Annotated in this window: 19 protein-coding genes and 1 tRNA gene; 11 read left to right on the top strand and 9 right to left on the bottom strand. The window is 73.4% G+C overall.

The features are described 5' to 3' along the window. Nucleotides 1-4 precede the first annotated feature (4 nt). Complete coding sequence (locus ABD249_RS15935; protein WP_344345184.1) at nucleotides 5-952, bottom strand: sensor histidine kinase; 948 nt, start codon at nucleotides 950-952, stop codon at nucleotides 5-7. A gap of 130 nt (nucleotides 953-1,082) precedes the next feature. On the opposite strand from ABD249_RS15935, the gene ABD249_RS15940 reads away from it, so the two are divergent. The 4 genes from ABD249_RS15940 (at nucleotide 1,083) to ABD249_RS15955 (ending at nucleotide 5,477) form a co-directional block, all read left to right on the top strand. Then, nucleotides 1,083-1,583 carry an amino-acid N-acetyltransferase gene (locus ABD249_RS15940; RefSeq protein WP_344345185.1) on the top strand — a complete coding sequence of 167 codons (501 nt, stop codon included), beginning with the start codon at nucleotides 1,083-1,085 and terminating at the stop codon, nucleotides 1,581-1,583. A gap of 27 nt (nucleotides 1,584-1,610) precedes the next feature. After that, nucleotides 1,611-2,276, top strand: coding sequence for a hypothetical protein (locus ABD249_RS15945; RefSeq protein WP_344345187.1), 666 nt, complete (start codon nucleotides 1,611-1,613; stop codon nucleotides 2,274-2,276). A gap of 283 nt (nucleotides 2,277-2,559) precedes the next feature. Continuing rightward, nucleotides 2,560-3,936, top strand: a complete 1,377-nt coding sequence (locus tag ABD249_RS15950; RefSeq protein ID WP_425546351.1) for a flavin monoamine oxidase family protein — start codon at nucleotides 2,560-2,562, stop codon at nucleotides 3,934-3,936. Beyond that, a complete protein-coding gene (locus ABD249_RS15955) occupies nucleotides 3,933-5,477 on the top strand; it encodes an APC family permease (RefSeq protein ID WP_344345190.1) in 1,545 nt (514 codons plus the stop codon). Before ABD249_RS15950 ends, ABD249_RS15955 begins: the two co-directional genes overlap by 4 nt. An 84-nt stretch (nucleotides 5,478-5,561) precedes the next feature. On the opposite strand, the gene ABD249_RS15960 is transcribed toward ABD249_RS15955, so the two are convergent. Continuing rightward, the gene (locus tag ABD249_RS15960; RefSeq protein ID WP_344345193.1) at nucleotides 5,562-5,792 is read right to left on the bottom strand and encodes a hypothetical protein; all 231 of its coding nucleotides are present in this window, start codon (nucleotides 5,790-5,792) and stop codon (nucleotides 5,562-5,564) included. Between the two features lie 90 nt (nucleotides 5,793-5,882). After that, nucleotides 5,883-7,238 (bottom strand): DNA repair protein RadA, encoded by a 1,356-nt coding sequence (gene radA, locus ABD249_RS15965; RefSeq protein WP_344345196.1) that lies wholly within the window; start codon nucleotides 7,236-7,238, stop codon nucleotides 5,883-5,885. Between the two features lie 291 nt (nucleotides 7,239-7,529). Between radA and ABD249_RS15970 the strand changes: the two genes are divergently transcribed. From ABD249_RS15970 to ABD249_RS15985, 4 genes are all read left to right on the top strand, one after another. Further along, the gene (locus ABD249_RS15970) at nucleotides 7,530-7,919 is read left to right on the top strand and encodes a VOC family protein (RefSeq protein ID WP_344345199.1); all 390 of its coding nucleotides are present in this window, start codon (nucleotides 7,530-7,532) and stop codon (nucleotides 7,917-7,919) included. Nucleotides 7,920-8,498: 579 nt separating this feature from the next. After that, the gene (locus tag ABD249_RS15975; RefSeq protein ID WP_344345202.1) at nucleotides 8,499-9,056 is read left to right on the top strand and encodes a GNAT family N-acetyltransferase; all 558 of its coding nucleotides are present in this window, start codon (nucleotides 8,499-8,501) and stop codon (nucleotides 9,054-9,056) included. Between the two features lie 5 nt (nucleotides 9,057-9,061). Continuing rightward, nucleotides 9,062-9,604, top strand: coding sequence for a GNAT family N-acetyltransferase (locus ABD249_RS15980; RefSeq protein WP_344345266.1), 543 nt, complete (start codon nucleotides 9,062-9,064; stop codon nucleotides 9,602-9,604). Between the two features lie 57 nt (nucleotides 9,605-9,661). Then, nucleotides 9,662-9,752 (top strand) — tRNA-Ser (locus ABD249_RS15985). A 56-nt stretch (nucleotides 9,753-9,808) separates the two neighbouring features. Here ABD249_RS15985 and ABD249_RS15990 read toward each other — a convergent pair. Both ABD249_RS15990 and ABD249_RS15995 read right to left on the bottom strand, forming a co-directional pair. After that, nucleotides 9,809-10,165, bottom strand: a complete 357-nt coding sequence (locus tag ABD249_RS15990) for a hypothetical protein (RefSeq protein WP_344345205.1) — start codon at nucleotides 10,163-10,165, stop codon at nucleotides 9,809-9,811. Nucleotides 10,166-10,294: 129 nt separating this feature from the next. Next, nucleotides 10,295-10,666 carry a hypothetical protein gene (locus ABD249_RS15995; protein ID WP_344345208.1) on the bottom strand — a complete coding sequence of 124 codons (372 nt, stop codon included), beginning with the start codon at nucleotides 10,664-10,666 and terminating at the stop codon, nucleotides 10,295-10,297. 229 nt (nucleotides 10,667-10,895) lie between these two features. Here ABD249_RS15995 and ABD249_RS16000 point away from each other — a divergent pair, with 229 nt between their 5' ends. Beyond that, nucleotides 10,896-12,239 (top strand): ABC transporter substrate-binding protein, encoded by a 1,344-nt coding sequence (locus ABD249_RS16000; RefSeq protein WP_344345211.1) that lies wholly within the window; start codon nucleotides 10,896-10,898, stop codon nucleotides 12,237-12,239. A gap of 274 nt (nucleotides 12,240-12,513) precedes the next feature. Here the strand turns inward: ABD249_RS16000 and ABD249_RS16005 are convergent, their stop codons facing one another. Together ABD249_RS16005 and ABD249_RS16010 are read right to left on the bottom strand one after the other, a co-directional pair. Next, the gene (locus tag ABD249_RS16005; protein ID WP_344345214.1) at nucleotides 12,514-13,032 is read right to left on the bottom strand and encodes a metallophosphoesterase family protein; all 519 of its coding nucleotides are present in this window, start codon (nucleotides 13,030-13,032) and stop codon (nucleotides 12,514-12,516) included. Nucleotides 13,033-13,036: 4 nt separating this feature from the next. Beyond that, the gene (locus tag ABD249_RS16010) at nucleotides 13,037-14,209 is read right to left on the bottom strand and encodes an MFS transporter (RefSeq protein WP_344345217.1); all 1,173 of its coding nucleotides are present in this window, start codon (nucleotides 14,207-14,209) and stop codon (nucleotides 13,037-13,039) included. A gap of 23 nt (nucleotides 14,210-14,232) precedes the next feature. Between ABD249_RS16010 and ABD249_RS16015 the strand changes: the two genes are divergently transcribed. Then, entirely contained in the window at nucleotides 14,233-14,865 is a 633-nt protein-coding gene (locus ABD249_RS16015; RefSeq protein WP_344345220.1) for a TetR/AcrR family transcriptional regulator, read from the top strand. Here the strand turns inward: ABD249_RS16015 and ABD249_RS16020 are convergent. Then, the gene (locus tag ABD249_RS16020) at nucleotides 14,798-15,745 is read right to left on the bottom strand and encodes a carbohydrate ABC transporter permease (protein ID WP_344345223.1); all 948 of its coding nucleotides are present in this window, start codon (nucleotides 15,743-15,745) and stop codon (nucleotides 14,798-14,800) included. The genes ABD249_RS16015 and ABD249_RS16020 overlap by 68 nt on opposite strands. A 1-nt stretch (nucleotide 15,746) precedes the next feature. Further along, nucleotides 15,747-16,637: a carbohydrate ABC transporter permease gene (locus tag ABD249_RS16025; protein ID WP_344345226.1), complete on the bottom strand. Its 891-nt coding sequence runs from the start codon at nucleotides 16,635-16,637 to the stop codon at nucleotides 15,747-15,749. Between the two features lie 341 nt (nucleotides 16,638-16,978). On the opposite strand from ABD249_RS16025, the gene ABD249_RS16030 reads away from it, so the two are divergent. Next, nucleotides 16,979-17,995: a GNAT family N-acetyltransferase gene (locus ABD249_RS16030; protein ID WP_344345229.1), complete on the top strand. Its 1,017-nt coding sequence runs from the start codon at nucleotides 16,979-16,981 to the stop codon at nucleotides 17,993-17,995. Nucleotides 17,996-18,034 lie beyond the last annotated feature (39 nt).

The following is an 18,034-nucleotide window of genomic DNA, read 5'->3' on the forward strand; positions in this document are numbered from 1 at the left end:
TGCGTCAGCAGGGCACGGATGCCATGACCCGCGTGCCCGCGCCGGGTGCCGAGCGCACCTCCAGGGTGCCGTCGATCGCCTCGATGCGATCGGCGAGGTACGACAGGCCGCCGACGTCGTCGCCGACGACGAACCCGGGCCCGTCGTCGCGGATCTCGACGATCGCCCGTCCGTCCTCGACGCGTGCGTCGACGGCGACGGAGGCGCCGGGCGCGTGCTTGCGCGCATTGCTGACGGCCTCGAGCGCGAGGTAGTAGAGCGCCGACTCGACCGCGGGCATGAGCCGCGGGACGTCGGCGTGCACCGCGACGTCGCCGCCGGCGAGCTCGCCGAGCGCGCCGCGCAGGCCCGTGGTGGCGAGCACCTTCGGGAGCACGCCCCGCGCGGTCGCGATGAGCAGCGCCTCCGCGGCGTCGAGCTGCTCGCCGAGCGCGGCGATCCGGGCGTCGCCTCCCGGCTCGCCGTGCAGATGGTCGGCGAGGGCGATGGACATGCGCAGGGCGACGAGGTGATGCTGCGCCCCGTCGTGGAGGTCGCGCTCGAGGCGTCGGCGCTCGTGCTCCATGTCGGCCGACGCGCGCCAGCGCACGTCGTCGACGCGGCCCATGGCCTCCTGCTGCCTGCGCCGCGCGTGCCAGGTGGCGTCCTCGGCGGCGTAGGGCGTGAGCAGCAGGAGCAGCGGCTGCCATGCGGCGGCCGACGGCATCGCACGGGCGGGCGCGACGGTCGCCACGACGTCGGGGTTCGCGCCGAGCGCGAGCGTGCTGGCGTCGTCGCCCTCCTGCGCGTCGCGCGCGCTCCAGCTGAGCGTCTTCGTGCCCAGCCGCAGCTCGCAGCGCTCGGCGCCGATCGCCTGGGCGACGATGCCGAGGAGCGTCGAGGGCGGCGGCGGCGTCTCGGACGCGGTGAGGGCGGCGGTGAGCGCGGCGCCGATCCTGTCCGCCCCACGCATGCCGCGACGCTAGCAGCCGTGCCTCGGGGCCCGAGGCAGCCGCGCCTCGGGCGGCGGGCGGCGGGGCGGCCGTGGGTCGGGGTCTCGCGCGTGGGCGGGCGGGGCGTCGCGGCGCCGCTACCGTGGAGGCATGCCCTCCGTCGTCGTCCGTCAGGCCCGCACGACCGACGTCCGCGCGATGCGCGACCTCATCGAGCCCTACGTGCAGCGCCGCATCCTGCTCGGCAAGGAGCTCGTGACGCTCTTCGAGGCCGTGCAGGAGTTCGTGGTCGCCGAGCTCGACGGCCGCGTCGTCGGCTGCGGCGCGCTCCACGTGATGTGGGAGGACCTCGGCGAGATCCGCACGATCGCCGTGACCGACGACGTGCACGGCGCGGGCGTCGGCCACGCGATCCTCGACGCCCTCGAGGAGCGCGCGGCGGGCCTCGGCCTCTCGCGCCTGTTCTGCCTGACGTTCGAGACGGCGTTCTTCGGCAGGCACGGCTTCGACGCCGTGGCCGACGAGGTCGTGCCGCCCGAGGTGTTCCAGCAGCTGCTGCGCTCGCACGACGACGGCATCGCCGAGTTCCTCGACCTCGCGCACGTGAAGCAGAACACGCTCGGCAACACCCGCATGGTGAAGCGGCTCTGACGCCGCCTCGCCACCTACCCTTGTGAGGTGACGACGGACAGGGAGCGCAGGCGGCGGCAGGCCGTCGCACGCCGACGTCGCACGCTCGCGATGCTGCTCGTGCTCGTCGTGGCCGCGCTCGTCGTCGTCGCCCTCATGCTGCGGCCGTGGCAGGGTGCGGCGGACGCCGCGGCCGACCCGGCGCCGTCGGCCTCGCCGACCCCGTCGGCGTCGCCCACCCCCAGCCCGAGCCCCACGGCGACCCAGCAGTACACGCCCATCGGCGGCATCCCGGAGGACGGCGACGGCTCGGCGGCGTGCACGCCCGACCAGGTGCTCGTGACGCCCATCACCGACGCCGTGACGTACGCGGCGGGGCAGCCGGTCGAGATGTCGTTCCAGATCCAGAACGTCTCGGGCGACCCCTGCAGGCTCAACGTCGGCACGACGCAGCAGTCGTACCAGGTGCGCACGGGCGACCAGGTCGTCTTCCGCTCGAGCGACTGCCCCGTCGACCAGGTCGACCAGATCGTCGAGCTCGCCCCGGGCGTCCCGCAACGCACGATCCCCGTGGTGTGGGATCGCACGGCGTCCTCGCCCGAGACGTGCGCGTCGCCTCGCGACCAGGTCGTCGCCGGCGGCGCGAGCTACCACCTGTCGATCACGGTCTCGGGCGTGCAGAGCGCATCCGAGCAGCAGATCATCCTGTCCTGACGCCGCCGACGCGGGCGGCCGGCCGGCCGCCGGAGGGCTGGGGCCTCGGCGGAGTCGTCCCAGGGCGGGAGCGCGCCCGGCGCGGCGGGGGGCTGCCGGGTCCGTGCTCGCGGCGCGCGCGACGCGACGCTCCGCCTCTGCGCTCGCGGTGCCGGCTCACGAGCGCGATGCACGCCACCGCGTGACATCGCAGTCGCCACCGCTACCGATTCCGTCGAGCGCGGGCATAGGATGCGACGACATCCATCGTGAAGGAGCCCACAGGATGAGTGATCCGCAGCAGATCGAGCACATCGACGCCGATGTCGTCGTCATCGGAGCCGGGGTCGCCGGACTCTCGGCCGCCCCCCGACTCGTCGAGGCGGGCCACGACGTCGTCGTGCTCGAGGCGCGCGAGCGCGTCGGCGGGCGCCTCTGGACCGAGGTCATCGGCGGCACGCTGCTCGAGCTCGGCGGCCAGTGGGTGTCGCCCGACCAGACGGCGCTGCTCGAGACCGTCGAGACGCTGGGGCTCGAGACCTTCGAGCGCTACCGCGCGGGCGAGAGCGTCTACGTCGACGGCGCGGGCGAGCGCATCCGCTTCACCGGCGAGCAGCTGCCCGTCGCCGACGACACCGTCGCCGAGATGGAGCGCCTCACGGCGCTGCTCGACGAGCTCGTCGCCGACATCGGCGCCGAGGAGCCGTGGGCGCACCCGCGGGCCCGCGAGCTCGACACCGTGTCGTTCGCGGCGTGGCTCGCGCAGCAGTCGAGCGACGAGGTCGCCTGCCGCCACATCGCCATGTTCATCGGCGAGGCGATGCTCACGAAGCCCGCGCACGCGTTCAGCGCGCTGCAGGCGGTGCTCATGGCCGCATCCGCCGGATCGTTCTCGAACCTCGTCGACTCCGAGTTCATCCTCGATCGCCGCGTCGTCGGCGGCCTGCAGCGCGTGCCGCTCACGCTCGCCGAGCGCCTGGGGGAGCGCGTGCGCACCGGCACGCCCGTCCGCCGCCTCGAGCACACGCCCGACGGCGTCGTGGTCACGAGCGACCGCGTCGTCGTGCGCGCACGACGTGCGATCGTCGCCATGCCGCCGACGCTCATCCCGCGCATCGACTTCCAGCCGCCGCTGCCGCGTCGTCAGCACCAGCTGCACCAGCACCTGTCGTTCGGGCTCGTCATCAAGGTCCACGCCGTCTACGACCGCCCGTTCTGGCGCGAGGACGGACTGTCGGGCACGGCGTTCAGCCCGTACCTGCTCGTGCACGAGGCGTACGACAACACGAACCACGAGGACGAGCGCGGCACGCTCGTCGGGTTCGTCTCCGACGAGCACGCCGACGGCGTCTTCGCCATGGATGCCGAGCAGCGCCGGGAGCGCATCCTCGCCGACCTCGCCGCCTACTTCGGTCCCGAGGCGGCGAACCCCGTCGTCTACTACGAGAGCGACTGGGGCACCGAGGAGTGGACGCGCGGCGCGTACGGCGCCTCGTACGACCTCGGCGGCCTCAGCCGGTACGGCGCCGACCAGCGCACGCCCGTCGGCCCCATCCACTGGGCCTGCTCGGACTTCGCCGGGCTCGGCTTCCAGCACGTCGACGGCGGCATCCGCTCCGGCTGGGCCGCGGCGGCCGACGTCGTCGCAGCGCTCGACGCGTCGCGCGCGAGCGTCTCGTGAGCAGCCAGATCGCGACCCAGAAGGTCGCGACGAAGGGGCTCGCGAAGGGCTCCGTCGGGCTCATCGGTGCCGTCGTCATCGGCATCTCGTGCATCGCACCCGCCTACACGCTGACCGCGGCGCTCGGGCCGACGGTCAGCGCCGTCGGATCGCAGGCGCCCGCCATCATCCTGCTCGGCTTCATCCCCATGCTGCTCGTGGCGTTCGGGTACCGCGAGCTCAACAGCGTCATCCCCGACTCGGGCACGTCGTTCACGTGGGCGACGCGCGCCTTCGGCCCCTACGTCGGCTGGATGGCCGGCTGGGGGCTCATCGCCGCGACGATCCTCGTGCTGTCGAACCTCGCCGGCATCGCCGTCGACTTCCTCTACCTGCTGATCGCGCAGATCACCGGCCAGGCGGAGATCGCCGACATCGCGACGAATCCGCTCGTCAACGTCGTCACGTGCCTCGCGTTCATGGCCGGCGCGACCTTCATCGCCTACCGCGACATGCAGACGACGCAGCGCGTGCAGTACGTGCTCGTCGGCTTCCAGGTGCTCGTGCTCGTGGTCTTCGCGATCGCCGCGTTCGTGCACGTCGCGAACGGCACGGCGTTCGACGCGACGCCCATCTCGCCGTCGTGGTTCGACCCGTTCGCGATCGACTCGTTCTCGTCGCTCGTCGCCGGCCTGTCGCTGTCGATCTTCATCTTCTGGGGCTGGGACGTCACCCTCACGATGAACGAGGAGACGAAGGATCCCGAGCGCACGCCCGGGCGGGCGGCGACGATCACGGTCGTCATCATCGTCGTGCTCTACCTGCTGCTCGCCGTCGGCCTCACGGCCTTCGCCGGCACGGGGGAGGGCGAGTTCGGCCTCGGCAACCCCGACATCCAGGACAACGTCTTCTTCGCGCTCGCCGGCCCCATCCTCGGCCCGCTCGCGGCGTTCGTGTCGCTCGCGGTGCTGTCGTCGTCCGCGGCGTCGCTGCAGTCGACGTTCGTCTCGCCCGCGCGCACCCTGCTGGCGATGGGCCACTACGGCGCGCTGCCGTCGCGGTTCGCCGAGGTGTCGCGCTTCAAGACGCCAGGGTTCGCGACGCTCGTCGCCGCGGTCGTCGCATCCGCGTTCTACGCCGTGATGCGGTTCGTGAGCGAGAACGTGCTGTGGGACACCATCACGGCGCTCGGCATGATGATCTGCTTCTACTACGGCCTCACGGCGTTCGCGACCGTCTGGTACTTCCGCACGACGTGGTTCCAGTCGTTCCGCAACGCCATGTTCCAGCTGGTCTTCCCGCTCGTGGGCGGCGTCGTGCTGGGCGTGCTGTTCGTGACGACGCTCGTCGACTCGATGGACCCGGACTACGGCTCGGGCTCGTCGATCGGCGGCCTGGGGCTCGTGTTCGTGCTCGGTGTCGTCGTGCTCGTGCTCGGCGCGATCATCATGATCGTGCAGCGCGTGCGCGAGCCGGGCTTCTTCCTCGGCAGGACGCTGGATGCGGGCGCCGCGACCGGCACGATCGACACCGAGGTGACGTCGAAGGGCGTGCAGGACTGACGTCTCGAGGAGCGGGTCGGCTCCTCGAGCACCGGGCCACGGTGCTGGCTGCGATCTCCCGTCGCAGCCGGCGTCGTGGCCCTCCTAGCGTGCGGACGGCTGCGTGCTCGCGTCGCGCGCACGACGTCGCGAGCGGGCGAGGACGACGTTGGCGGCCACGAGGCCGGCGACGAAGCCGACGAGCACCGCGACGCCCCACTCGACGATCGTGAAGAGTCGCAGCTGCGCGAGCAGGGCGCGCACGCCGGCGCCGACGGCGATCGCCGTCGCGGCCGCGACGACGAGATGCCACGGGAACCTGCTGGTCTCGGTCATGCTCGCGTCATCCCCCACGTGACCAGGCTCGCAGATGCGCCCATGGATCGCCTCTGTCTGCCGTGCGGTGGCGCGGCATCGCCGCAGGCGCTAGAACTCGCGGACGCCCGCGGGCTCGCGCAACGCGTCGGACAGGAGCGTGATCGTCTCGACCGCGCCGCGCAGGTGCACCGCGCCGTCGTCGAGCACGTGCTCGTAGCCGAGCCTGCGGGCCTCGGCGACGCGCTGCCGCGACGACGTGGCCGGGCGGATCTCGCCGGCGAGCGACAGCTCGCCCACGGCGACGAGCCGGGCGGGCAGCGGCACGTCGCGCACCGACGAGACGATCGCGAGGGCGATGGCGAGGTCGGCGCCCGGCTCGTGCAGCCGCATGCCGCCGACGGTCGACACGTAGACGTCGCGGTCGGCGAGCCGGAGGCCGACGCGCTTCTCGAGCACCGCGAGCAGCATCGCGACGCGCGACGCGTCGACGCCGTTGACGACGCGGCGCGGGTTGGGCGCCGACGACGTGACGGCGAGCGCCTGGATCTCGACCGGGATCGCCCGACGCCCCTCGAGGGCGACCGTGACGCACGAGCCGGAGTCTGGTGCCGTCTGGCGGGAGAGGAAGAGGCCGGAGGGGTCGGGCACCTCGGCGATGCCCTCGCCCGTCATCTCGAAGCAGCCGATCTCGTCCGTCGGGCCGAAGCGGTTCTTCGTGGCGCGCACGAAGCGCAGCGCCGTCTGCCGGTCGCCGTCGAAGTGCATGACGACGTCGACGAGGTGCTCGAGCACGCGGGGGCCGGCGATCGTGCCGTCCTTCGTGACGTGGCCGACGAGCAGGATGGGGATGCCCGTCGTCTTCGCGAGGCGCGTGAGGGCGTTGGCGACGTCGCGCACCTGGCTCGGCCCGCCCGCGATCGCATCGTTGTCGGCGTTGGCGACCGTCTGCACCGAGTCGACGATGACGAGGTCGGGCTCGACGGCCGCGATCTGGCCGAGGATCTGCGACAGGTCGGTCTCGGCGATGAGGTACAGCTGCTCGTGCAGGGCGTTCGTGCGCTCGGCGCGCAGGCGCACCTGCGCGACGGACTCCTCGGCGCTCGCGTAGAGCACGCGTCGGCCCGATCGCGCCGCGCGGCTCGCGACCTCGAGCAGCAGCGTCGACTTGCCGACGCCGGGCTCGCCCGAGCACAGCACCGCCGCGCCGGGCACGATGCCGCCGCCGAGCACGCGGTCGAACTCGCCGATGCCGCTCGCCCAGCGCGGGGCGTCGGACACGTCGATCTCGGTGATGGGACGCGCGCGCCGCATGGCGGGGATGGAGGCCGCCTTGACGCGGTCGGCCGCCGCGGCCCCGACCTCCTCGACCGTGCCCCACTGCTGGCACTCGCCGCAGCGTCCGACCCACTTCGCCGTCGTCCAGCCGCACTCGGAGCAGCGGAATCGCGCGTCGTTCTTGGGCATGCCCTGCACGCTACCTCCCGCCGCCCACACGGGCCGCCGCCCTCGGCGGCGCGGTCGCGGCAGGCCGCCGGGGCCGTCGTCGTCGTGGTCGCCGGTGGCCCGTCGGGCCGTCGCCCGGTCGCGGCCACGGTCATCGTCGGCCTCACGCGGCCGACCGCGTCGTCGTCGCCGTGGTGTCCCGTCGCGGGCCTGGTCGTCCCTCCTCGTCCTCGACCGACTCCGTCGTCGCCTTCCTCGTCATCTGCGGACTCCGTCGTCGCCCTGGTCGGCGGGCGAGCGTCGGGTGACCGCATGCTCGTGGTCGGGTCGATCGTCATCCGCGTGCACGACCTCCATGCTCAGATCGCGTTCTGGTCGGCGGCCCTCGACTACCGCGTGCGCGAGCCCATCGACGTCGACTTCGCCCTCCTGCGACCGCGCACGGGCTCCGGGCCGAACGTCTCGCTCGACGCCATGCCGAGCGAGCGGGTGCTGCCGCCGCGCATCCATCTCGACCTCTATGCCGACGACCAGCGCGCCGAGGTCGCGCGGCTCGAAGCGCTCGGCGCGGTCGTCGTGCCGTGGGATCGCCGCCCCGAAGACGCCGACTTCGTGATCATGGAGGACCCGGAGGGCAACCGCCTCTGCGTCGTCGACGCCGCCGGCTGGGAGGGCTTCGGCCCCCGCGCGGCCGGTCGCTGACCCGGGCGCTTGACCCGGGAGCTGACCCGGGCGCGCGCGGCCATGCGCCGACCCGGGCCGCGGGGCAATGCGTCGACCCCGATCGGCGGCCATCCTCACGGCGGGCGTCCGCGCATCGATGCGGACCGACCGGCAGAGGCAGCGTTCGGCGGATGCGGCGAGGCACCGCCGCGATCACGCCCCAGCGGTGCACCGGATGCGCATCGCAGCCGACGTGTCGCTCAGCCGTGATCTCGGCGGGCCATGTGCTGAGCTCCGCGAGCAGGCGCGTCCATCGTGGCCGAGCCAGACGGGATGGCGGCCATATCCACGCCTGAGCGCGTCGTCGGCTGCGCAGTACAGCCGACGTGTCGCTGAGCCGGGATTCCGGCGGGCTTGGTGCCGAGATCCTCGAGCAGGCGCGTGCATCGTGGCCAGCGCCGGACGGGGTGGCCGCCGGATCCGCGGCTGAGCGCGTCGTCGGCTGCGCATTGCAGCCGAGGTCCCGCTCAGTCGTGATTCCGGCGGGCCCCACCCGTCGACCCGGCCGAGCGGCCCGGCATCCGAGGCCGGCGACGACCCGGCCGCTACCGTCGGGGGATGCCCGAGCAGCCCGTCTCCGTGCGCGTCGCGACCGTCGACGACGCCCGCGCCATCGCGACCGTGCAGGTCGAGACGTGGCGCGCCGCCTACGCCGACCTCATGCCGGCGCCGCTGCTGCAGCGCATGGACGTCGACCGCAACGCCGAGCGCCGAGCGACGCTGTGGGACGAGCGGCATGCCGACCCGCGCGCGATCGACCTCGTCGCCGAGCGCGACGGCGCCGTCGTCGGCTGGGCGAGCGTCGGCGCCACCGACCAGGACGACCTGCCGGGCCACGGCCAGCTGTACGCGATCTACGCGGTCGCGAGCACGTGGTCGTCCGGCGTCGGCCGGGCGCTCATGGCCGCCGCCGAGGATGCGCTGCGCGACGGCGGCTTCGAGCGAGCGTGCCTGTACGTGCTCGACGGCAACGATCGGGCGGCGCGCTTCTACGAGCGATGCGGCTGGCGCGAGGACGGCCACTCGTGGATCGATCAGCGCTTCGGGTACGGCGGCGTGCTCGTGCCGCTGCTCGAGCGCCGGCGCATCCGCGACCTCGCGGAGGCGGTCTCGTGACCGTCATGGTGCGCGACGGCCGGCCTGCCGACGCGGCAGCCGTCGCCCGCATCCACGTCGGGGCGTGGCAGCACGCGTATCGCGGCCTCGTCGGCGACGCGGTGCTCGACGCGCTCGACGTCGATGCGCGCACCGCGTCGTGGGGCGAGTGGATCGCGCGCTCGCTGCGCGGGGATGGCACCGACGGCGACGTGCGGCACGAGCTGCTCGTCGCCGAGCGCGACGCCGAGGTCGTGGGGTGGGCGACGTTCGGCCCCGCTCGCGCCGCCGATCGCGCGGGATGGGGCGAGCTCGCCGGCCTCTACGTCGCCCCGGCGGCCGCGCGCTCGGGCGTCGGCCGCGCGCTCGTCTCCGAGGTCGAGCGCCGGCTCGCGGCGGCGGGCTGCACGCACGCCTACCTGTGGGTGCTCGAGGGCAACGCGCCCGCCGAGCAGGCCTACGAGCGCTACGGCTGGACCGAGGACGGCGCACGCCTCGAGGACGTCGAGACCGATCCGACCCGCACGCTCGTCGATCGCGCGCGCGTGCGCACCCTGCCCGCGGTCTGAGCCCCGCCCGGGGAGACGTTTTGGGGACCGGGCCCCGACCTGTGTATCCTCGACCGCGGTGACGTGTCCGAGCGGCCGAAGGTGCAACTCTCGAAAAGTTGTGTGGAGTAACCCTCCACCGTGGGTTCAAATCCCACCGTCACCGCCAACGAGAAGCCCCGACCATCAGGTCGGGGCTTCCGTCGTTCGCAGGCGTCGTCGGCGTCAGACGCCGAGCTCGTCGAGCGCGTCCTCGAGGGTCTCCTGCTCGCCGGAGGGCTCGTCGCCGTCCTCGGGCATCATGAGCACGCCGTAGCCGTCGCCGACGGGCACGATCGCGCCGACGGTGCGGCCGCCCACGACGACCTCGAGCGCGATGTCGGGGCGTCCGCCGTCGAGGCGCACCTCGTTGCCGTGGTCGTCGCCGTCCTCGTCGTCGCTCGGCGCGGAGACGGGCGGCCCGCCGACGGCGCCCGCGGGCTCCATGCCGGGTGCTCGCAGCAGCACGTCGGTGCCGCGGTGGTCGACGTGGAGGGCGGTCTGCGCCACCGCGTCCACGAATGCCTCATCGAGATCGGTCATGCGTCCACCCTCTCGTGCTCGGGGCGGCGTCGCCACCCGGGTTGCGCACGGCGCTCGGCGACGCCGCTGCTCGGGATCGCCGCGTGCCGCGTTCGGGAGGACCTCGCCTCCGGCGCGCGGTCGTCTCCGTCAGCGATCCCCGTCGGGGTCGTCGCCCAGCAGGTCGCGCCGAGCACGTTCTCGCTCGGTCGCGTCGATGCGCCCCTCGGCGTGGGCGGCGTCGATCTCGTCGAGGCGCTGCTCGAGCGTCGCGTCGTCGGGGGCGACGGGCGAGGGCGGGCCCGGCATCCGGGCGTCGAAGCCGGGCTCGTCGGGTCGCGACCAGGGCCGATGGGGCAGGGGCGGCGCGCCGTCCTGCAGGTCGCGGTTGCGGCGCAGCGCCGAGATCATCGCGCCGATGCCGACGAGCGTGGCGCCGACGACGATGACGCCGATCGCGATGCGCAGCCACTCCGGCATGCCGTCGGCGGGGAGGGCGAGGAGCGGCTGCAGCGGTGCCATGGCGTCCACGGTACGCGGGGACGTCCGCGCGGCGCGAGGCCCCGGCATCCGCGTCCGAGCCTGCGCCGAGGCGACCATCCCTTCAGACGCAGAAGCACGTTCTCCTCCTCCGTGCAACGGCCTCCCGGCACGCCGAGCGCGCTCCCTAGCGTCTGGCTCATGGCGCCGTGGGGCGGCCGAGGCTCGACGACGAGGAGGCGTGCGGATGCGCGGAGGCAGGATGTCGGTGATGGCGATCGGGGGCGTCGCCGTGCTCGCGATGACGGGATGCGGCGGGGGCTCCGCGTCCGGCCCGGTCTCGTTCTCGGACGAGCTCGAGGAGACGGTGCAGGTGTGGGGCTTCGAGAACGCCGACGACGTCGGGCAGTCGCGCCTCGACCATGCCGCGGCCGCGCTCGACGAGGTAGACGTCGAGGTCGACGCCGCGGCGTTCGACGCGCAACGCTTCACGGCGCAGGCCGCGAGCGGCGACCTGCCGGACGTCGTGCAGATGGACCGCAACTTCGTCGCCACCTACGCGGCGCAGGGTCTCATCGTGCCGCTCGACGAGTGCCTCGCCCTGCACGACGTCGACGCCGACGAGCAGTGGTACCCGCAGGTGGCGGCGGATGTGACGTGGGACGACCAGATGTGGGGTGTGCCGCAGTTCTACCAGCCGCCGCTCGTGCTGCTCAACGAGCGCGTGCTCGCCCAGGCGGGCCTCGACGCATCCGCGTTCGACACGACCGACCTCGACGGCATCGTCGCGGCTGCCGAGCAGATGACGGTGCTCGAGGGCAGCACGCCCACGCGCATCGGCTTCGACCCGCAGGGCGTCTCGAAGGCGGCGCTGTGGATGCTCGCGTTCGGCGGCAGCATCGTCGACGACGAGGGCATGCCCGCGCTCGACGACCCGGCGAACGTCGAGGCGATCGAGTTCCTGCAGCGCGTGTACGACGCGCAGGGCGGCTACGCCGAGGTGCGCTCGTTCGTCGATGCGTTCGACCTCTTCGGCGACGGCAACCCGTACGTGACCGACCAGGTCGGAGCCGCGGTCTTCGACCAGTGGTACGTCAACGTCCTCACGCCGTACGCCGACCAGGTGCAGATCGGCGCTACGCCGCTGCTCGACGCCGAGGGCTCGCCCTTCACGGCTGGGAGCGGCCAGGCGTTCGTCATCCCCATCGGCGCCGAGCACCCGTCGGCGGCATGCGCATGGATGCTCGAGCTCACCTCGCAGGACGCGTGGCTCGCGGCGGGCCAGGCCCGTGCCGACACGACGGCGGCGGAGCCCGAGCGCAACGGCATCAACGCCGGCATCTTCACCGGCTCGCCCGCGGCGGACGAGGCGGTGCGCGACCAGTTCGTGCAGGCGACGGGCTACCCCGGCTTCGACGCGACGATCCAGGCGTACTACGACGTCGCGGCCGACGGCGTCTCGTTCGGCGCGACGCCCGCGGGCCAGCAGCTGCAGTCCGAGCTGCAGGACGCCGTGCTGTCGTCGCTGCTGGGCGAGGCGACCCCGGAGGACGCCCTCGCCGACGCGCAGGATGCGGCGATGCGCGCCTACGAGCAGGTGGCCGGCACGTCGTAGGGGTGGTGGGCCCGCTCGGTGCGCCGAGCGGGCCCGTCCTGCGGCTCGTGCTCGCGGTCGCTCTCGCCGAGCGGTCGACCCCGAGTGGGCACGTTCTGCGGTTCGCCGTCGCCGAGTGGTCGCGTTCTGCGGGCCGGCTCCGCCGAATGGTCCAGATCTGGACCACTCGACGGGCGAACGGTCCAGATCTGGACCTCTCGGCCTCCGATCGTGACCTCTCGACGCAGGACGTGACCAGTCAGCAGGGACGCGACCACTCGCCGCCCCCCACCCATCACCGCGGCGTCGGCACCAGCGTCACGTCGCCCACCACCCCGTCGTGCACCACCAGCGTCATCACGGTCCCCACCGGCTGCCGCCGGCGGTCCGTCGGCGAGCCGGGGTTCAGCAGGCGAAGGCCCGCGGGCGTCGTCGTGTCCCAGGGGATGTGCGAGTGGCCGAAGACGAGCACGTCGCACGGCGTCTCCGAGTCGGGGCCGAAGCGCGCGTCGCAGCGGCGCTCGCGACCCGTCGCCGCACCGGTCTCGTGCACGACGCCGATGCGCACGCCCTCGACCTCCACGTGCGCGACCTCGCCGAGCCGGCTCCACAGCTCCTCGCCGTCGTTGTTGCCGGCGACGCCCACGAGCCGCGCGGCGCGGCGCTCGAGCTCGTCGAGCAGCGACGCCTCGATCCAGTCGCCGGCGTGCACGACGAGGTCGACGTCCTCCACGAGCCCCCACACCTGCTCCTGCAGCGCGGCCGCGCGCGTGGGCAGGTGCGTGTCGCTCAGCAGCAGGATGCGCGTCGTCATGCCCTCAGTCTGCCGCGACGCGTGCGGCGTGACGGGGTGCACGCGCGACGAGGGCGGCGGCGGCACCCCCGGCCGTGACGACGGCCGCGGCCGCGAAGGCGACCGCGAGTCCCACCCCCTCCGCGACGACCCCGATGGCCGCAGCGCCGACGGCCTGGCCGAGCACGAGCACGACGAACAGCATCGCGGTGCCGGCGGCCGCCCGGCCCGGGTCGATCGACGCCGTCCAGCCGATGAGGGCTCCGGATGCGGCGGTGTAGCCCCAGCCGAAGACGACGCACGCGACGAGCGAGAGCGCCGTGACGCTCGCCCCCGCGGCGAGCGCGGCCGTCGCCGCACCCGTCGCGCCGGCGGTGAGCAGCCATGCGCCGCGCGGTCCGAGCCGCTCGAGCGGTCGGGCCGTCGCGACGACGACGGTGCCGCCGACGCCGATGCCGACCCACGCCACGAGGGACGCGGTGTCGCTCGCGCCGGCGTCGACGAGGATCGAGCGGCCGAAGCTCCACGCTGCCGCCGAGCCGACGCCGAGCAGCAGCGCCCCCGCGATCGCCGACACGTGCGCGGCCAGCCACCGCGCCGACGGTGCGAGCGCCGCATCCGACCCGCCCGCGCTCGCAGGGCGATGGAGGAGGAGGGTCGCGACGGCGGCCGCGACCGCGACGACGGCGGCGACGAGCCACACGAGCCGCCAGTCCGGCAGCAGCATCGCGAGCGCGGCCGCGGCGACGAGGCCGGGCCCCGTGCCCGCGTTCACGACGGTCTGCAGGCGCGGATGCGGTGCCGCGGCCCGGTCGCGCTGCAGGAGGGCGACGAGCGCGGGGGAGGCGAGGCCGGCGCCCGAGGAGGCGAGGATCGCCGAGCAGGCGAAGACGGTCGCGTCACCGGCCGTCGCCATGCCGACCGCACCGACGGCGGCGCCGGTCGCGGCCGCTGCCACCAGCGCCCTCGGCAGCCGTGCTGCCAGCACGAAGCCGACTGCGGCGCAGAGGCAGTAGACGACGGACGCGCCCGCCGACGCGGCTCCCGCCGCCGCGACGCCGAGCCCGAGCTCGGCCTGCACGTCGGGCAGCAGCAGGCCGTAGGCGAGGCGCACGAGCCCGTACGTCGCCGCGACGAGCGCCATCGCCGCGGCCGCCACCGGCAGCGGCGAGCCCAAGAACAAAAACGCACGTTTCACTTTCGTGAGTCTAGGGTGCTGCCATGGCCCTGCGCACGTCGACCGAGCGACGGATCCTCGACGCCGCCGAGGCCCTCTTCGCCACGAACGGCACGATCGCCACCCCCGTCGACGCCGTGCTCGAGCGCGCAGGCGTCTCGAGCGCGACCCTCTACCGCGGCTTCACGAGCAAGGAGGCGCTGCTCGGCGCCGTCCTCGAGCGACGCCATCGTGCATGGCTCGCCTGCTGGGACGAGGCGATCGACGCCGCCACGACGCCCGAGGGCCGCATCCTCGCCGTCTTCGACGCCCTCGACGCCTTCCGCGACCGCCCGGCCGGATCGCGGTGGTGCGCCTTCCTCGGCGCGGCCGCCGAGCATCCGCACGCCCCCGCGGAGGTCGCAGGCGCCGTGCGCCTCGACACCGACGCCCTCCGCACGCGACTGCGGGATGCGGCAGCCGAGGCCGGCGCGACCGACGCCGACGCCCTCGCCGAGCAGCTGCTGCTCGTCATCACCGGCGACCTCGCCATGCGGCTGCGCGAGCGCGTCCGCGACACCGCGACGGCGCGCGCGATCGCGGCGGCGCTCGTCGCCGCCGCGACCGGGCTCAGCCCTTCCGACCCTGGGTCGCGATCCCCTGCACGAAGTAGCGCTGCCCGAACGCGAACAGGATGAGCATCGGCAGCGTCACGAGCAGCGCCGCCACCATGACGTACTGGTAGTCGCCGTGGCCGCCGTTCGTGGGGCTGAAGCGCGTCATGGCGCTCGCGATGCCCAGCGGCACGGTGTAGCCGTCCGCCGATCCGGTGTTGAGGTAGATGATGGCCGCCTGCAGGTTGTTCCAGGACGCCTGGAACTCGAACAGCAGCACGATGATGAACGACGGCACCGACAGCGGGAACGCGATGCGCCAGAACATGCCCCACGGTCGCAGCCCGTCGACCGTCGCCGCCTCGAAGAGCTCGCGCGGCAGGCCCAGGTAGAACTGGCGCTGCAGGAAGATGTAGAACGCCGAGCCGAAGAGGTTCGCGCCCCACAGCGGCACGTTCGTGCCGACGAGGCCCAGCTCGCTCCAGATGAGGTACTGCGGCACGAGCGTCACGGCGCCGGGCAGCATCATCGTCGCGAGCACGAGCCCGAAGAGGATGCGGCGGCCGGGGAAGCGGAAGTACGCGAAGCCGAACGCCACGAGCGACGACGACACCGCCACGAGCACCGCGGCGAGCACCGCGATGAGCGCGCTGTTGCCGACCCATGCGGCGAGCGGCAGCTCGGAGAACACCTCCACGTAGTTCTCCGGCGAGAACGTCTCGGGCCACAGCCGGTTGTCGAACACCTCGCCGCGCGGCTTGAGGCTCGCGGCGACGAGCCACACGAGCGGGTAGAGGAAGAGCGCCGAGCAGCCGAGCAGCAGCGCCCAGCGCAGGATCTGGCCCGCCCATCCCCAGCCGGTGAGCGGACGCGGGCGATCGCCGCCGCCGCGTGCGCGACGACGCGGGGTGGGGGCGACGGCAGCCGTCTGCACGGCCGTCGTGGTCTGCGTCGAGGTCGACATGTCAGCGCTCGCTCTCGTAGTAGACGAAGCGGTTGCCCACGCGGACCTGGATGAGCGAGATCACGAGGACGATGAGGAACAGCAGCCACGCCATCGCCGCGGCGAAGCCGAAGTCGAACTGCCGGAAGGCCTGCTGGAAGAGGTAGATCGCGTAGAAGACCGACGCGTCGGACGAGGCCTGCACCTGATCGCGATGGAAGAGCAGGAACGCCTGGTCGAAGATCTGGAACGCCGCGATCGTGAGCACGAGGACGTTGAAGAAGATCGCGCCCGAGATCATCGGCAGCGTGATCGACCAGAAGCGGCGGATGCGGCCGGCGCCGTCGAGCTCGGCGACCTCGTACAGGTCGCGCGGCACCTGCTGCAGCGCCGCGAGGAAGATCACCATCGTGCCGCTCACGCCCCACACCGTCATGAGCACGATCGACGGCTTGATCCAGGCGGGGTCGACGAGCCACTGCGGCCCGTCGATGCCGATCGCCGCGAGCCCGCGGTTGATCGCACCCTGGTTGCCGTTGAGGAGCAGGAGGAACACGGATGCCGTCGCGACGGTGGGCGTCATCTTCGGCAGGTAGAAGATCGTGCGGAAGACGCCGGAGCCTCGCCGCACGCCGTTGAGCAGCAGCGCGAGCCCGAGCGCGACGCACACCTCGAGCGGCACGGCGAGCACGGCGTAGTAGAGCGTGTTGCCGAGCGCCGTCGCGACCATGGGGTCCTCGAAGAGGCGCTCGTAGTTGGCCGTGCCGATGGGCGTCGCGACGCCCGTCGCCGGCTGGTACCTGCTGAAGGAGATGACGAGGCTGTAGACCATCGCGCCGAGCGTGAAGACGAGGAAGCCGAGCAGCCAGGGGCTGATGAACAGGTAGCCGGCGATCGCCTCCCGGCCGCGCATGGTCCTTCGCCACGGCACCGTCCTGCGCGGCGTCGGCGGGCCTCCGCCCGATGCCCTGCCTCGGGCTCGACGAGCCTCGCGCCCCTCGTGCGTCTCGTCCGTCGTCGCCGTCGCCGCCGTCTCGCTCACCGCCATCGGAGTCGTCCTTCCACCTGCCGGGCGCTGGGGGACGCCGCTGCTCGGACGCTAGGAGTGGAGCAGCGCTTCTCGGCAGGGCGTTGCGAGCAGCACTGCTTCTCGCGTAGAAGCGTCTCGACGCGCAAGGGGATGGCATCGGATGCCTCGAGGTGGTCCGGGTGCGACGTCGCGTCGCCGCTCGCGCTCCGCCGTAGGCTCGACGCATGAGCATCGCCCCCATCTCCGCACGCGTCCCCGACCTCGGGCCCGCAGGGCTGCCCGAGGCCGTCGCGGGCGTCGCGTGGCGTCGACCGACCGTCGAGGACGCACCTGCGATGCACGTCGCGATGAACCGCGCGGCGCGCGTCGACCACCCCGAGTTCCAGATCCCGCTGCAGGAGGTCGTCGAGGACTTCGAGGTCAGCCACGTCGATCCCGCGCACGACCTCGTGGTCGGCGAGCGCGATGGCGAGGTGGTCGTCGTCGGCTCGTCGATCCTGCCGCCCGGCCAGGTCGACGTGCGCCGCGCCTACCTCGGCGGCAGCGTCGTGCCCGAGGCGCGACGCGAGGGCATCGGCGCCGCGCTCCTCGCGTGGCAGGAGCGTCGTGCCGCCGAGCAGCTGCGCGCACACGGCGACGACGCGCTGCCGGCGCAGCTGCACGTGTGGGCCGGGGCCGACACGTCGGTCGTGCCGTTCCTGACGGGAGCCGGCTACGCGATCGCCCGGTACTTCACCGACCTGCACCGCGACCTGTCGCAGCCCATCGAGCCGCTCGACGACGGCGACCTCACGATCGTGCCGTTCACGCCCGACCTCGTCGAGGCCGGCCGCATCGCCCGCAACGACGCCTTCCGCGACCACTGGGGCTCGCAGCCGACGACGCCCGAGCGGTGGCAGCGCTTCGCGGCGCGGCCCGTGGTGCGCGCCGACCTGTCCGCCGTCGCCGTCGACGGCGACCGCATCGTCGGGTTCTCCCTCGCCGAGCACGACCCCGACGACGCCGAGGTCGCCGGCTACACGTCCGTCTACGTCGCGCTCGTCGGCGTCGTCCGCGACCACCGCGGCCTCGGCATCGCCCCGCGCGTCCTCACGCGCACCCTCGAGGCCGCACGCGACGCCGGCCTCGAGCGGGCGGTGCTCGACGTCGACTCCGAGTCGCCCACGGGGGCCGTCGGCCTCTACGAGCGTCTCGGATTCACGACGGCGAAGCAGTCGGTCGTGCTGGAGCGCGCCTGGTGAAGGGCCGCGGGCGACCGGCACGGCCCGCGCGGCCGGCGG

The organism is Agrococcus versicolor, assembly GCF_039531815.1.
In the GTDB taxonomy this organism is placed as follows: Bacteria; Actinomycetota; Actinomycetes; order Actinomycetales; family Microbacteriaceae; genus Agrococcus; species Agrococcus versicolor.